Raw genomic sequence first — 12,955 nt, forward strand, 5'->3', positions numbered from 1 at the left:
GCTCCGCCTCGGCCTCGGCCGAGGCCCCCGGCACCGGACCCGCCGCGGGCTCCCGCACCGGGGCCGGCATCTGCAGCACCGGCCCCACCACACGCCCCGCCGTCACACCCACACCGTGAAACTGCTGCATCTTTGACCTTGAACTTTCTCCGCTTGTCAGGCGGCGACAGGCTGCGCTTCGGCGGCCGCGGGGGCCTTCTTGCCAACGTAGCGCTTGAGGCCCACCGTCGCCAGAGCCGTCACCGCGACGCCGACCGCGATCGAGATGACCCACATGATGAAGTTGTCGATCGCGAAGAAGACGAAGATCCCGCCGTGCGGAGCCTTCGAGCCCGCGTTGAACGCCATGCTGAGTGCGCCCGTCACCGCGCCGCCGAGCATGGAGGCCGGGATGATCCGGAAGGGATCGGCCGCTGCGAACGGGATGGCACCCTCGGAGATGAAGGATGCGCCGAGAAGCCAGGCAGCCTTGCCGTTCTCGTGCTCGGCCGCGTTGAACGTCTTCGGTGAGAGGACGGTCGCGAGGGCCATGGCGAGGGGCGGCACCATTCCGGCAGCCATCACGGCAGCCATGATGTGGTACGGAGCCTGGTTCGTTGCGCTCGCGGCGCCGAGGCCGGCGACGGCGAACGAGTAGGCGACCTTGTTGACCGGGCCTCCGAGATCGAAGCACATCATGAGGCCGAGGATGATGCCGAGCACGACGGCTGCTGCGCCGGACATTCCGGAGAGCCAGTTGTTGAGCGCGGTCGTGATGAAGGCGATGGGGCCGCCGAGCACCACGAACATGAGGCCTGACGCGATGATGGATGCGATGAGCGGGATGATCGCGACGGGCATGAGGCCGCGGAGCCACTTGGGCGCGGAGAACGACCCGAGCCAGTGCGCCGTGTAGCCGGCGAGGAGACCGCCGACGATGCCGCCGAGGAAGCCTGCACCCATGAAGCCAGCGACCGCACCGGCCGTGAAGCCGGGGGCGATGCCGGGACGATCGGCGAGGGCATACCCGATGTAGCCGGCCAGGGCCGGGACCAGGAAGCCCAGCGAGAGGCTGCCGATCTTGAACAGGACCGCGCCAAGGTAGGCGCCGAGCGGGCCCCAGGCCTGCGGGCCGAACTGCGACGGCAGGTCGAACACGTTGTTCTTGACGACGATCGTGTCCGCGTACTTCGTGATGTCGTAGCCGCCCAGGAGGAAGCCGAGTGCGATGAGCAGGCCGCCGGCCGCGACGAACGGGATCATGTAGCTCACGCCGGTGAGGAGGGCTCGCTTGAGCTTCCCTCCGACCGACTCACGGCCCTCGGGCTCCTCGACCCGGGCTCCGCCGGCTGCCGGGAGCCGCCGCCCGTTCGGGTCAGCCGCTGTGGAAAGCGCTTCGTGGAGCATGACGAGCGGCTCGTCGATGGCCCGCTTCACAGGGGACTGGACGTAGGGGAGGCTCGCAAAGCGATCCTTGCCGCGGACGTCGACATCGACAGCGAACACGACAGCGTCGGCGTTGTCGATGACGGTCTGGGGGATCGGCGTCGTGCCGGCGGAGCCCTGGGTCTCGACGATGACGTCGATGCCGTTCTCCCTGCCTGCGGCGACGAGCGAGTCGGCCGCCATGTACGTGTGGGCGATGCCCGTCGGGCACGCGGTGACCGCGACGACCAGCTGGCGATGCTTGCCTGCGGTGGGGGCCGCGGCCGCGGCGGTCGGGGTGGCATCGGTCGCCGGGGCCTGGGCGGGCGCGGCGGCGGCATCCGAGCTGCCGAGGCCGAGCGCCTCGTTCACGAGGGCGACGACGTCCTCCCGCGTGCGGGCCGCGCGGAGGGAGGCCGTGAAGTCCTTCTTGATGAGGCTCCGGGCAAGCTTGGCGAGGAGCTTGAGGTGCTCCTGGTCAGCGCCCGAGGGGGCCGCAATGAAGAAGACGATGTCCGCGGGGCCGTCCTTGGCGCCGAAGTCGACTGGCCGCGAGAGGCGGGCCATCGCGAGGGACGCAACCGTGACGGCCTCGGACCGGCAGTGGGGGATGGCAATGCCGCCGGGGACACCGGTGGCCGTCTTCTGCTCGCGGGCGTAGGCGTCCGCGAAGAGGCCGTCGACGCCGGTCGCGCGGCCGTCGTCGACGACGGCCTGGGCGAGCTGCCGGATCACGTCGGCCGAAGCGTCGCCGAGGGCGACGTCCAGCAGGACCAGCTCCGGGCTGATGAGTTCGGTCATGGTCAGTCCTTCGTGAGAGCCGTGACGGTCACGGCTGAGGGATCGGTCTGGTTGGCAGCCGGGACGGTGGATCCCGGCAGGGAGGCGGCGGCCGCGCCATGCGCGACTGCCTGACGGAGGCGGCCTTCGGCGTCCGCTCCGCCGATGTCGGCCAGGAGGTACCCGGCCAGTGAGGAGTCGCCGGCACCCACGGTGCTGACGGCCCGGATGGGGGCGTGCGTGGCGAGCCACGCGCCGTCGGCCGTCACAAGGACGGCACCTTTCGCGCCGAGCGTGGCAAGCACTGCCCCCACACCGGCGTCGACGAGGGAGCGTGCGGCGGTGGCCGCCCGCTCGGGTGAGGCCTCGAGCTCCGCCGGGGTGCCGGGGTCGGGGAGGCCTACGAGCTCTGCGAGCTCGGCGAGCTCGTCCGCGTTGGGCTTGAGGAGGTCCGGACGGCCGCCCAGCGAGGCGGCGAGCGGAGCCCCGGAGGAGTCCACGGCGATCTTGGGGGCGTCGGCGCCGAATTCTGCGCGGAGGCGCTCGGCGGCCGACGTGTAGAAGGTGGCCGGGACGCCCGGCGGCAGGGACCCCGCGAGCACGACCCAGGCCGCCCCGCTCGACTGCTCCACGAGGAGCTTCAGGAGCTGCTCCTGCTGGTCCGCGCTGAGTTCCGGTCCGGGCTCATTGACCTTGGTGGTTACGCCGCCGGGTTCCGTGAGGGTCACGTTGGAACGGAGGGCCTGGTCGATGGGGAGTGCCGCGAACGGCACTTCCGTCGCCTCGAGGCCTGCGAGGAGCGGGTCGCCCGGGTCGCCGGGGAGCACGGCGAGCGTCTCGAGGCCCGAGGCGACGAGGGCACGCGAAACGTTCACTCCCTTGCCGCCTGACTCCTGCCGCACGGCGACGGCGCGCTGCACCTCGCCCCGCAGGAGGGGGCCGCCGAGCTCGACGGTCCGGTCGAGGCTCGGATTGGCGGTCAGTGTCACGATCATCGGTTGCCTGCCTTCACTACTTCCACTCCAGCCCGCTCGAGCGCCGTCGCGAGTTCCGGCGACGGATCGGCGTCGGTCACGAGCGCATCGAGTTGGTCGAGCCGCGCGAACTGGACGAGGGTTTCGACCCCGAGCTTGCTCGCGTCGGCGAGGACGACGACGCGACGCGCCGCCCGCACGAAGGCCTCCTTGACCGCGGCTTCCTCGCTGTCCGGGGTGCTGAGCCCGAAGGCCGAGTGCACGCCGTTGGTCCCGATGAAGGCGAGATCCGGGCGGAGGCGTTCGACGGCGTCGACCGTCTCCTGCCCGACGGCGGCCCTCGTGAGCCCGCGGATGCGGCCTCCGAGGAGATGGACGGCGTGGGAGGGACTGCCCGCGAGTTTGTCCGCGAGGGGGAGGGCATTCGTGATGACGACCTGCTCCGCGGCGTGGTTGCGCCGGCCCGTCTGGGCGAGGAGGACGTCGACGAGTGCCTCTGTAGAGCTGCCCGCATCGAGCAGGATGCTGCCCGGCCGGCTGCTGGCCACGAGCTCTGCAGCGGCCTCTGCGATGAGGTGCTTCTCGTGGAGGTGCTGGACGAGGCGTTCGGAGAGGGTGGTCTCGGTCGTCGACACGCTGTCGGACGGGACGGCTCCTCCGTGGACACGGCGCAGGACGCCTGCCTGCTCGAGGGAGGCGAGGTCCCGCCTGACGGTCTCCGTCGTGACCGCGAAGCGCTCGGCAAGCTCTGTCACGCTCACGCGGCCGGCTTCGGCGACTCGCGCCGCCACGAGCCGCTGCCGTTCCTCGGCGAACATCTGCATCCGAACGTCCTTGTCCTCGTGCACCCATCCTCGAACAGATGTGGCGTGCATCACAACAACTTTGGTTTGATTGACTCTATCTGCGTTTATGTGGCTTTGTCAATGGGTTCCAACACAAACACAGATGAGCTGCAGCGAGGCGCACGAGGACGGGATGGCCAGACACACGTGGAGCCCGGCACTGGGCCGGGCTCCACGGTTTCTCTGGGCTCTGGGGAAACAGTCTCGGGGGTCACACGTCCAAATCGTCTACACCCGCGCGCCCATGCACGACGGTGCGGCGCGTCGAGGCCGCCATGATGAGCGACACGATGAGTCCGAGCACCCCGACCACCATGAGGATGTACCCGATCACCACTTGGTTGACGTAGGGGATCAGCCCTGGGGCCAGCGCGAACGCCAGGATGGCACCCAGCGCGATGAGAACGATCGATGAACCAATTCGCATGATTCACTCCTCTGGTTGGCGGGTGCAACTTGCACTCGATGATCGTGCATTACCCGCAGCGAAAGCTTTCAAACGGGGTACCCCTGTTCGCTTCCGGCGTCTCTCCCGAGTGCGGTGCCCGCCGCTACGCTGGGTGGATGGCGAGGAAGAATTCAGCACTCCGCATTGCCGGGACGACGGCCCGCGGCGCTATGTTCGACCGCGAGGGCAATGCCCGCCCGGGCCTCCAGCGGGCGATACTGCGGGCTGTGGACGTCCAGCGCCCGCTCGTCCTGGCAAACCTCCAAAGGCTCAGGCGACGCTACCCGCACCTGACGGCGGCCGAGCTCGGCCGGCGCCTCGACCGGGACTACCTGCGCGCCGTCGTCGGCGGAGGGGCCGCGATCGGCGGCACGGCCGCCGTCCCCGGAATCGGCACGCTCACGTCGCTGGGCCTCTCGGCGGTGGCGACCGTCGGCTTCCTCGAGGCCACCGCCTTCTACGCCGCCTCGATCGCGGAGCTGCACGGCGTACACCTCGACGACCCCGACCGCGCCCGTACGACGGTCATGGCGATCATGCTCGGCGAGGAGGGAACCGCACTCCTCAGCGAGCTCACGGGCCATGCCGTCGGGGACCGCGGTACACCCAACGCCGCGTGGGGGGCGGCGATCAACCGCTCGATCCCTGGACCCACCGCCCGGCTCGTGCAGCGTCAGGTGCGCAAACGCTTCGTCAAGTGGCTCGTGCGCCGCCAGACCGGCGCGATGATCGGCCGGGCCCTGCCGTTCGGGGTCGGGGCAGTCGTCGGCGGTTTCGGCAACCGTGCGATGGGGCGCGCCGTCATCCGCTCGACGCGCGCAGCCTTCGGCACGGCACCGGACGTGCTGCCGGGGGAGCTCGCGGTCTAGTCCCCTCGCGGGTCCAGTCCCCTCGCGCCGCTAGCCCCCAAAGATCGCGTGGGCGATCGTGTAGATGACGAGCCCCGCGAGGGCGCCCACGACGGTGCCGTTGAGCCGGATGTACTGGAGATCCCGGCCTACCTGGAGCTCGATCTTCTGGGAGGTCTCCTCGGCGTCCCAGCGCGCAATCGTGTCCTCGATGACGCCGGCTATGTCCGAGCGGTACGTCGCCACCGCGTAGCCCGCGGCGTCAGCTATCCACTTGTTCACCTTGCCCGCGAGCTCCTCGTCCGAGACCAGCCGCGTGCCGAAGTCCCGCACGGCGGTGGTGAAGCGGTGGTAGAGCTCGCTCTGCGGGTCGTTGACGGCGTCCAGGAGCGCGTGCTTGATGGTGGTCCAGGTACGCCGCGCGAGGTCGCGCACCTCGGGATCGCCGAGGATCTGGCCCTTGATGTTCTCCGCGCGGGCAATCATCTCGGGGTCGGACTGCAGGTCTCGGGCAAGGTCCTTGAGGTACTTGTCGATGGACTCCCGCACCTGGTGGTTCGGATCGCTCTGGACCGCAGCGACGAACTTGGAGAGTTCGATGTAGACCTTGTCGCCCACGAGCTCGTTCGCGAAGTTCGGGACCCATGAGGGAGAGCGGTCAGTGACGACGTGGGTGACGGTCCCGTAATTGGCTGCGACCCAATCGGCTGCCCGGTCCACGAGGAGGTCGACGAGGCGGTGGTGGTGGCCGGCGTCGAACACCCGCTCCGCGAGGCGCCCGATCGGCGGCCCCCACGGGGGCGCGAGCAGGTGCTTGCGGACGAGGGACTCGATGACCGCCTGGACGTCGTCGTCGTTGAGGACGGTGAACGCGCCGCGGATGGCCGCCGCACCCTCTTTCGCCACGCGCTCGGCGCCCGCGGGCGTGGCGAGCCACGAACCGGCCTTGCGGGCGATGTCGACGGAGTCCAGCTTGTCCCGCACGACGTCGGCGGAGAGGAAGTTGTCCTCGACGAACCCGCTGAGGGCCGAGCCGATCTGGTCCTTTCGGCGGGGGATGATCGCCGTGTGGGGGATCTTGAGGCCCATCGGGTGCCTGAAGAGCGCTGTGACGGCGAACCAGTCAGCCAGCGCGCCCACCATGCCGCCCTCTGCCGCCGAGCGGACGTACTCGAGCCACGCGAACTGGCGCTGGAGCGCGAAGGCGACGGCGAACACGACGGCCATGGCGATGAGGAGGCTCAGGGCCAGCGTCTTCATGCTGCGCAGGGCTTCCGCGCGCTCGGCGTCCGCGGGGCTGAGCTCGGCCGTCCGGCCCGTCTTCCGGCTCTCGGCCCGATTGAGCGTCACCATAGGCCAACCCTACTCGGGGAATCGCAAGCCGGCAGGTCCGATAGCGTAGGGCTATGACTTACGAGCGCCCTCTCGTGTATGCCCACCGCGGGGCCAGCGCCCAGTTCGCCGAACACACCCGCGCCGCGTACCTCCAGGCCCTCGAGGACGGCGCCGACGGCGTCGAATGCGACGTCCACCTCACCCGCGACCAGCACGTCGTCCTCCTCCACGACCCCAATCTGGACCGCACGTCGAACGGCACCGGGTCCGTCGCGGACCGCACTCTGGACGAGCTCCGTGACCTCGACTTCTCCTCATGGAAGGGCGCCCGCATTCCGGTCGAGTTCGGTGCGGTGAGCCAGCAGCTCCTGACGCTGCCCGAGCTGCTGGAGCTCCTCGCCGGCGCCGGCCGTGAGATCGGGCTCGCGATCGAGCTCAAGCATCCCAGCCCCTACCAGCTTCGGCTCGAGGACACCGTGCTCGCCCTTCTCGAGTCTCGCGGCTGGGAGCCGAGCTCGTCCCGTCTGGGCAATATCCGGGTGAGCTTCATGAGCTTCGACGCCGACGCCATCCGGCATCTGCTCGAGCGCGTCCCCGCAGAGCACGTGTGCATGCTCGTCGACGACGTCCAGGTCGAGGACGTCCGGACCGACCTGGCCTTGGGACGCTTCACGGGCGGGGCCGTGGCGAACGTCCTCAAAGCCGCGCAGGCCGAGGCTGAAGCGATCATCGACAGCGGCAGGACGGGCATGGCAGGGCCCGGCATCGGCTACGTGCGCACCCACCCCAATCGGGTCCGCGACTGGCTCTCCGCCGGCCAGCGCTTCCGGGTTTGGACCGTCGACGAGCCCGACGACGTCGAACTCTGCCTGTCCGTCGGGGTGCAGGAGATCACGACCAACCGCCCCGCGGAGGTGCTTCGACAGGTGGTCACGGCAGTTGCATGACGGGCTCGCTGACGGAAGGGAAGCGGACGACGGCGCTGGCCCGGTGCCGCTGCGGCGCTCGCCGGCGTTCCGCATCGGAATGTCCATCGCCGTTGCCACGGGCCTCTACGGGATCTCCTTCGGCGCCCTCGGCGTCGCCTCGGGCCTGAGCATTCTGCAGACCATGGCCCTGAGCCTGCTCATGTTCACGGGCGGCTCCCAGTTCGCGTTCATCGGCGTGATCGCCGGTGGGGGCTCAGGCGCCGCGGCAGGCGCGGCGGCAACACTGCTCGGGATCCGCAACGCCGTCTACGGGATGCAGCTCAATGCCATCTTCGGCCCCCGCGGCTGGAGGCGATTCGCCGCGGCGCATGTGACGATCGACGAGTCGACCGCGACGGCGTCGGGGCAGAGCGACCGCCTCGAGCAGCGCCGGGGGTTCTGGACTGCGGGACTCGGGGTCTTCGTGCTCTGGAACCTGTTCACGGCCGTTGGCGCGTTCGCTGGCAACGCGTTGGGCGACCCGAAGCAGTGGGGCCTCGACGGCGCCGCGGTCGCGGCGTTCCTGGGGCTCCTGTGGCCCCGTCTCAAGGGACGCGAACCCGCGGCGATTGCGGTCGTCTGCGCCCTCGCGACGGTGCTGGCCGTGCCGTTCCTGCCGCCCGGCGTCCCGATCCTGGTCGCCGCGCTCGTGGCAGCAGCCCTCGGCTGGATGAGCCACTCGCGGACGCGCCCAGGGCGCCCGCTCGAGACGGAGGGCCTCGAGCCCGACGTCGACCCGTATGCGCACCATCTGGGCGGCCATCGGGAGCCCGCAGACCCGACGAAGACACAGAACCGGACGAGGCCCCAGAAGCGGACGAAGAAGGAGCCGGGACAGGAGGGCGGCGAATGAACCTGTGGTTCTGGGTCGTCGCCTCGTGCGCGGCCGCCTACGCCATCAAGCTTCTCGGCTACCTCGTGCCGCGGCGGTGGATGGAGAACGAGCGGATGACCCGCGTCGCGGGGACGGTGACCATCGGACTGCTGGCCTCGCTCACGGCCGTCAACACGTTTGCGAGCGGCCAGTCGTTCGCGTTCGACGCGCGGGTCGGATCGCTCGTGGCTGCGGCGGTGGCGCTCATCCTGCGGGCGCCGTTCCTCGTCGTGGTCATCGTCGGAGCGGCAGTCGCCGCGGGACTCCGGCTGCTCGGCTGGGGCTGACCCGCGCGGCCGCCGCAGGCGTGCGGGGCCCCCACGCGGAGGCGCGGATCAGAGCGGCAGATCCACCTCGGGGATGGCCTCGAGCGGGGGGAGGGGCCGTGGCTCACGGCGCGTGCGGATGGCGTCTTCGACGAGGGCCACGTATCGGAGCCATGCCATGGAACCAGGAGCCACAGTGTCGCCGACTCCGATGAGCATCGCGACGAGGCGGACCATATCGAGCAGGCGGAGCTCCTCGCGCAGGGTGCCCTGTTCCTGTCCCCGGTTGAGCAGGACACCCAGGGACTCGATGAGCTTTCCGGCGAGCCCTACGAGGAGCTGGCGCCGGCCGGCGACGGCGGAGAGCAGGTGGTGCTCGTCGTTCGCCACCTGCATGACGGCGCTCAGGACCTCCACGAGTCCCGCGGCGGCGTCCGGGTTGTCGAGGGCCTCTTCCGCCACGGGTTCAACCTTGACCTTGATCTGCCGCTCGATCGCCGCGAGGACAAGCTCCTCCTTGTCCGCGAAGTTCCGGAACAGGGTGGCGGGCCCGACGCCCGCCCGGTCGGCAACCGACTTGAGGGAGACGTTGGGGCCGTCCTCCCGGAAGCACTCGAGCGCGGCCGTGATGATCTTCTCGATATTGCGGGCCGCGTCCGCCCGCATGGGCTTCCGCCAGGCGCCTTCGTACTGCATTCCTCCACGGTAGCTATCGAGAGTGGGAGTGTCGTCTATGTGAAGCTGAACTCTCAGGGAAATCTCGCCTGTTTCGCACGGAATAGCCAGCTTGGCCCCCCGCCGCTGCTCCGCCCGAGCGTGGAAGACTGGGCCCATGATCGTCGCATTCTCTGTCTCGCCCTCCGGTGACCGGCCTTCCCAAGCCGGACGCGCGCCGTCGGACGTTCCCTCCGACTCTGTCCACGAGGCCGTCGCCGCGGCCGTGAGGGTCGTGCGGGAGTCCGGGCTGCCGAACCGCACGAGCTCGATGTTCACCGAGATCGAGGGCGAGTGGGACGAGGTCATGGACGTCGTCAGGCGGGCGACCGAGGCCGTCGGCCGCTACGGGACGCGCGTCTCGCTCGTCCTCAAGGCGGACATCCGCCCCGGGCACACGGGGGAGATCGAGGGCAAGGTGGAGCGGCTCGAGCGGGCGATCGCCGAACAGTCTTCCTGAGCGTTGCGCCGGTCCTCCCGCGGGGCCAGACTGAGCGACATGGCCGAGCACGCACCCCAGTCCAAATGGATCGACGTCGAACGCTGGCTCACCTCGACTGTCGTGAAGCCGGGGCCCGAGCACGAACGGGCGCTGCGCACCGCTGCGGAGCGAGGGATGCCGACGATCGAGGTGCAGCCGACGGCGGGAAAGATGCTCCACCTCCTCGTCCGGATGAGCCAGGCGAGGCGAGTCCTCGAGATCGGCACCCTCGCGGGCTACAGCACGATCTGGATGGCCCAGGCGCTCCCCGAAGGGGGCCGACTGGACTCGCTCGAGTACCTTCCCGAGCATGCCGAGGTGGCCCGCGCCAACGTCGCCGCCGCCGGCCTGCAGGACCGAGTCGAGATCCACGTCGGGCCCGCCCTCGAGACGCTGCCCACTCTCGAGGGACCGTACGACTTCGTCTTCGTCGACGCCGACAAGCAGAACGACACGAACTACCTCCAATGGGCCGTGCGACTGGGGCGACCCGGGACGGTCGTCGTCTTGGACAACGCGGTGTGGGAGGGGGCGCTGCTCGACCCGCAGATGGACGAGACGAACGCCCCAGGGATCATCGCGGCCCTTGAGCTCCTCGGCAGCCCGCCGTTCGACTCGACCGTCGTCCAGACCGTGGGCTCGAAGGGCTGGGACGGCTTCGCGCTCGCCGTCGTGAAGTAGGTTCGGCAATCGCTGATGGCACCCACTCAACCCGACCCCCGCGTCGACGAGTACATCGACCGGCTGCCCGAGTGGCAGCAGGCGATCTGCCGCGAGGTGCGCGCCGTGGTGCGCGAGGCCGACGCCGAGGTCGAGGAGACCATCAAGCGGACGGTGCAGCCGTACTTCGTGCTCCAGGGCAACATCTGCGCTCTGCTGGCCGCGAAAGACCACGTCAATGTCTTCATCTACGACCCCACGGTCCCCGATCCGGACGGCATCATCAACCAGGGCCAGGGGAACTCCACGGCTCGGGCCGTCCAGATCTACCGGGACGACGAGATCAACCGGGGCGCCCTCCTGGCGATGTTCCGCGCGGTCATCGCGAACAACCGCGCCGGAGGCTGGCGACGCACCAGTCGCGGCGGCTGAGGCGATCTAGAGCTAGCGTGGACCCATGAATGCCCGTCCGGTTCCCGGCCTCTACCCGATCGACACGGGCACGGCGGAGCTGCAGCGCGACGGGGACTCGTCGGACGGCTGGCTCCTCAAGATCAATGGCGTCCAGAGCTCCCACGTCGTCCTGAGCGATCCGCTGCGCCTCGACTTCGAGTACATGCGCTGGATCGTCGCGCTCGTCGAGGAGCACTTCCCGCCAGAGACAACAGACCGGCTCCGCGCACTCCATCAGGGCGGGGGCGGCTGCTCGATGCCGCGATACCTCGCGGCACGCTACCCGCACGCGCGGCAGGTCGTCGTCGAACTCGACGGCCAGCTGGCCGAGTACGTGCGGAACTGGTTCGATCTCCCGAAGGCTCCGCTCATGCGGCTCCGGGTCGGGGAGGCGCGCGAGGTCACGGAGTCGCTCACTCCCGGCACAAGGGACCTCATCGTCCGCGACGTCTTCTCCGGCTCCCGCACCCCGTACCCCCTCACCACCGTGGAATTCACCCGCGCCTCGGCCCGGCTCCTCGACGGTCGCGGACTCTTCGTCGCCAACATCGGCAGCGCGCCCGACCAGGTCACAGCCCGGGAAGAGGCCGCCTCGATCGCCGAGGTCTTCCCCTACGTCGCCGTGGTCGCGGACCCCGCGATGCTCAAGGGGCGCCGGTACGGCAACATCATCCTCGCGGGGAGCGATTCGCCTCTCGAAGGCTCGGCTGCGCTGCGTCGTCGTCTCCTCGGCGGAGGAGTGCCTGCGCAGTTCTGGGACGACGCAGAGGCAAGAAGCTGGATCGGCAGAGCGACCCCCCGCCACGATCCGGCGTGACGCCCGAGCTCAGCCGGCGCCCATGAGGACGGGCCGCGCCTCCGCCACCTTGCGCTTGAGCGCGTCAACGACGGCGGCGACCGCGGGCTTCCGCATCGAGTCCGGCCGCAGGACCATCCAGTACGGAAGCTGCTCCTGGAAGTAGCCCGGGAGGAGCCGGACGAGATCGTCGTGGCGGTCTGCCATGAAGCATGGCAGGAAGCCGATTCCCGCACCCGCGCGGGTCGCCTCGACGTGCACGAACACGTTGGTCGACGTGAGGCCGTCCCGCATCTCGGGGGCGAGGCGGCGGGGAGCATCGAGGTCGTCGACCTGGAGCATGGAGTCGACGAAGTAGACGAGACCATGCGCGGCGAGCTCCTCGGGGGTCTCCGGGGCGCCGTGCCGCTCGAGGTAGTCACGCGAGGCGTACATGCCGAGCGTGTACTCGCCGAGCCGTACCGCCTCGGCCCGGTGGACCTGCGGCTCGCCCACCACGACCTCGATGTCGACACCGGACCGCTGCTGGAGGGCGCGGCGCGTCACCGTGATGAGCTCGACGGCGAGATTCGGGTGGTCGCGCCGGAGCTCCGCGACGGCCGGGGAAGCGATGTAGGCGCTGAAGCCGTCCGTCGCCGTCATGCGCACGACGCCCGTGACCGGATCGTCGGCCCCCGGCGCGAGGCGCGCCACAGCGTCGGCGACCTGTTCGGCGACGCCCACTGCCCGCGCCCCGAGGGGAGTGAGCTCCCAGCCTCCGGCCGCTTTCGCGAGGACGCGGCCCCCCAGTGACTTCTCCAAGGCGGCGATCTTGCGGGCGATCGTCGTGTGGTTGAGGCCGAGGCTCGCACCCGCCGTCGTGAACTTGCCGGCCCGGGAGACCTCGAGGAGGACGAGGAGCTGGTCGGGGGAGGGGGACGCCATGCCGCTCACTCTAGTGGGCGTCGGAGGGCGCATCTGCAGATTCGCACAGTTACTCTGCGGTACTGGTCATTGAAGCACCAAAATCGCGCAGGAATACTGGCAGGGTTCGCGTGGCCCACATCACAGGGGCCAGCGACGGCGAGACCAGCAAGGCCCAGCCAGCAAAGCCGCGCAGGGCCGACAGA

General features: G+C 69.8%; 15 protein-coding genes. 8 read left to right on the forward strand and 7 right to left on the reverse strand.

The window, feature by feature from the left end:
* Window positions 1-156: 156 nt before the first annotated feature.
* The 4 genes from E6A21_RS16690 to E6A21_RS16705 all read right to left on the reverse strand — a co-directional run bounded on the left by E6A21_RS16690 (window position 157) and on the right by E6A21_RS16705 (window position 4,430).
* Entirely contained in the window at window positions 157-2,205 is a 2,049-nt protein-coding gene (locus tag E6A21_RS16690; RefSeq protein WP_138445298.1) for a PTS fructose transporter subunit IIABC, read from the reverse strand.
* Between the two features lie 2 nt (window positions 2,206-2,207).
* On the reverse strand, window positions 2,208-3,179 hold the full coding sequence (locus tag E6A21_RS16695) for a 1-phosphofructokinase family hexose kinase (RefSeq protein ID WP_138445299.1): 972 nt from the start codon (window positions 3,177-3,179) through the stop codon (window positions 2,208-2,210).
* Window positions 3,176-3,976, reverse strand: coding sequence for a DeoR/GlpR family DNA-binding transcription regulator (locus tag E6A21_RS16700; RefSeq protein ID WP_138445339.1), 801 nt, complete (start codon window positions 3,974-3,976; stop codon window positions 3,176-3,178). The genes E6A21_RS16695 and E6A21_RS16700 overlap by 4 nt, the downstream gene beginning before the upstream one ends.
* A gap of 238 nt (window positions 3,977-4,214) precedes the next feature.
* Window positions 4,215-4,430, reverse strand: coding sequence for a hypothetical protein (locus E6A21_RS16705; RefSeq protein ID WP_138445300.1), 216 nt, complete (start codon window positions 4,428-4,430; stop codon window positions 4,215-4,217).
* A gap of 137 nt (window positions 4,431-4,567) precedes the next feature.
* Between E6A21_RS16705 and E6A21_RS16710 the strand changes: the two genes are divergently transcribed.
* The gene (locus tag E6A21_RS16710; RefSeq protein WP_138445301.1) at window positions 4,568-5,320 is read left to right on the forward strand and encodes a hypothetical protein; all 753 of its coding nucleotides are present in this window, start codon (window positions 4,568-4,570) and stop codon (window positions 5,318-5,320) included.
* A 30-nt stretch (window positions 5,321-5,350) separates the two neighbouring features.
* Here the strand turns inward: E6A21_RS16710 and E6A21_RS16715 are convergent, their stop codons facing one another.
* Window positions 5,351-6,652 (reverse strand): DUF445 domain-containing protein, encoded by a 1,302-nt coding sequence (locus tag E6A21_RS16715; protein WP_138445302.1) that lies wholly within the window; start codon window positions 6,650-6,652, stop codon window positions 5,351-5,353.
* Between the two features lie 53 nt (window positions 6,653-6,705).
* On the opposite strand from E6A21_RS16715, the gene E6A21_RS16720 reads away from it, so the two are divergent.
* The 3 genes from E6A21_RS16720 (at window position 6,706) to E6A21_RS16730 (ending at window position 8,763) form a co-directional block, all read left to right on the forward strand.
* The gene (locus E6A21_RS16720; RefSeq protein ID WP_138445303.1) at window positions 6,706-7,581 is read left to right on the forward strand and encodes a glycerophosphodiester phosphodiesterase; all 876 of its coding nucleotides are present in this window, start codon (window positions 6,706-6,708) and stop codon (window positions 7,579-7,581) included.
* Window positions 7,582-7,660: 79 nt separating this feature from the next.
* Window positions 7,661-8,455, forward strand: a complete 795-nt coding sequence (locus E6A21_RS16725) for an AzlC family ABC transporter permease (protein ID WP_138445340.1) — start codon at window positions 7,661-7,663, stop codon at window positions 8,453-8,455.
* Window positions 8,452-8,763: an AzlD domain-containing protein gene (locus E6A21_RS16730; protein ID WP_138445304.1), complete on the forward strand. Its 312-nt coding sequence runs from the start codon at window positions 8,452-8,454 to the stop codon at window positions 8,761-8,763. Before E6A21_RS16725 ends, E6A21_RS16730 begins: the two co-directional genes overlap by 4 nt.
* Window positions 8,764-8,811: 48 nt before the next feature.
* Here E6A21_RS16730 and E6A21_RS16735 read toward each other — a convergent pair whose 3' ends face one another.
* Complete coding sequence (locus tag E6A21_RS16735) at window positions 8,812-9,438, reverse strand: TetR/AcrR family transcriptional regulator (protein ID WP_138445305.1); 627 nt, start codon at window positions 9,436-9,438, stop codon at window positions 8,812-8,814.
* Window positions 9,439-9,574: 136 nt separating this feature from the next.
* Between E6A21_RS16735 and E6A21_RS16740 the strand changes: the two genes are divergently transcribed.
* Genes E6A21_RS16740 through E6A21_RS16755 form a run of 4 tightly spaced genes read left to right on the forward strand, consistent with a single transcriptional unit; the run spans window position 9,575 to window position 11,867 of the window.
* Complete coding sequence (locus E6A21_RS16740; protein WP_138445306.1) at window positions 9,575-9,916, forward strand: thiamine-binding protein; 342 nt, start codon at window positions 9,575-9,577, stop codon at window positions 9,914-9,916.
* Between the two features lie 39 nt (window positions 9,917-9,955).
* On the forward strand, window positions 9,956-10,618 hold the full coding sequence (locus E6A21_RS16745; protein WP_138445307.1) for an O-methyltransferase: 663 nt from the start codon (window positions 9,956-9,958) through the stop codon (window positions 10,616-10,618).
* A gap of 15 nt (window positions 10,619-10,633) precedes the next feature.
* Window positions 10,634-11,029 (forward strand): DUF1801 domain-containing protein, encoded by a 396-nt coding sequence (locus tag E6A21_RS16750; RefSeq protein WP_138445308.1) that lies wholly within the window; start codon window positions 10,634-10,636, stop codon window positions 11,027-11,029.
* Between the two features lie 25 nt (window positions 11,030-11,054).
* The gene (locus tag E6A21_RS16755) at window positions 11,055-11,867 is read left to right on the forward strand and encodes a spermidine synthase (RefSeq protein ID WP_138445309.1); all 813 of its coding nucleotides are present in this window, start codon (window positions 11,055-11,057) and stop codon (window positions 11,865-11,867) included.
* Window positions 11,868-11,876: 9 nt separating this feature from the next.
* Here the strand turns inward: E6A21_RS16755 and E6A21_RS16760 are convergent, their stop codons facing one another.
* A complete protein-coding gene (locus tag E6A21_RS16760) occupies window positions 11,877-12,770 on the reverse strand; it encodes a LysR family transcriptional regulator (RefSeq protein ID WP_246036592.1) in 894 nt (297 codons plus the stop codon).
* Window positions 12,771-12,955: the final 185 nt, after the last annotated feature.

This window comes from Sinomonas susongensis (genome assembly GCF_005877005.1).
Taxonomy (GTDB): Bacteria; Actinomycetota; Actinomycetes; order Actinomycetales; family Micrococcaceae; genus Sinomonas; species Sinomonas susongensis.

Coding starts and splice junctions, on each gene's coding strand:
- E6A21_RS16690 (WP_138445298.1), bottom strand. CDS start 2,205: ATGACCGAACTCATCAGCCCGGAGCTGGTCCTGCTGGACGTCGCCCTC.
- E6A21_RS16695 (WP_138445299.1), bottom strand. CDS start 3,179: ATGATCGTGACACTGACCGCCAATCCGAGCCTCGACCGGACCGTCGAG.
- E6A21_RS16700 (WP_138445339.1), bottom strand. CDS start 3,976: ATGTTCGCCGAGGAACGGCAGCGGCTCGTGGCGGCGCGAGTCGCCGAA.
- E6A21_RS16705 (WP_138445300.1), bottom strand. CDS start 4,430: ATGCGAATTGGTTCATCGATCGTTCTCATCGCGCTGGGTGCCATCCTG.
- E6A21_RS16710 (WP_138445301.1), top strand. CDS start 4,568: ATGGCGAGGAAGAATTCAGCACTCCGCATTGCCGGGACGACGGCCCGC.
- E6A21_RS16715 (WP_138445302.1), bottom strand. CDS start 6,652: ATGGTGACGCTCAATCGGGCCGAGAGCCGGAAGACGGGCCGGACGGCC.
- E6A21_RS16720 (WP_138445303.1), top strand. CDS start 6,706: ATGACTTACGAGCGCCCTCTCGTGTATGCCCACCGCGGGGCCAGCGCC.
- E6A21_RS16725 (WP_138445340.1), top strand. CDS start 7,661: ATGTCCATCGCCGTTGCCACGGGCCTCTACGGGATCTCCTTCGGCGCC.
- E6A21_RS16730 (WP_138445304.1), top strand. CDS start 8,452: ATGAACCTGTGGTTCTGGGTCGTCGCCTCGTGCGCGGCCGCCTACGCC.
- E6A21_RS16735 (WP_138445305.1), bottom strand. CDS start 9,438: ATGCAGTACGAAGGCGCCTGGCGGAAGCCCATGCGGGCGGACGCGGCC.
- E6A21_RS16740 (WP_138445306.1), top strand. CDS start 9,575: ATGATCGTCGCATTCTCTGTCTCGCCCTCCGGTGACCGGCCTTCCCAA.
- E6A21_RS16745 (WP_138445307.1), top strand. CDS start 9,956: ATGGCCGAGCACGCACCCCAGTCCAAATGGATCGACGTCGAACGCTGG.
- E6A21_RS16750 (WP_138445308.1), top strand. CDS start 10,634: ATGGCACCCACTCAACCCGACCCCCGCGTCGACGAGTACATCGACCGG.
- E6A21_RS16755 (WP_138445309.1), top strand. CDS start 11,055: ATGAATGCCCGTCCGGTTCCCGGCCTCTACCCGATCGACACGGGCACG.
- E6A21_RS16760 (WP_246036592.1), bottom strand. CDS start 12,770: ATGGCGTCCCCCTCCCCCGACCAGCTCCTCGTCCTCCTCGAGGTCTCC.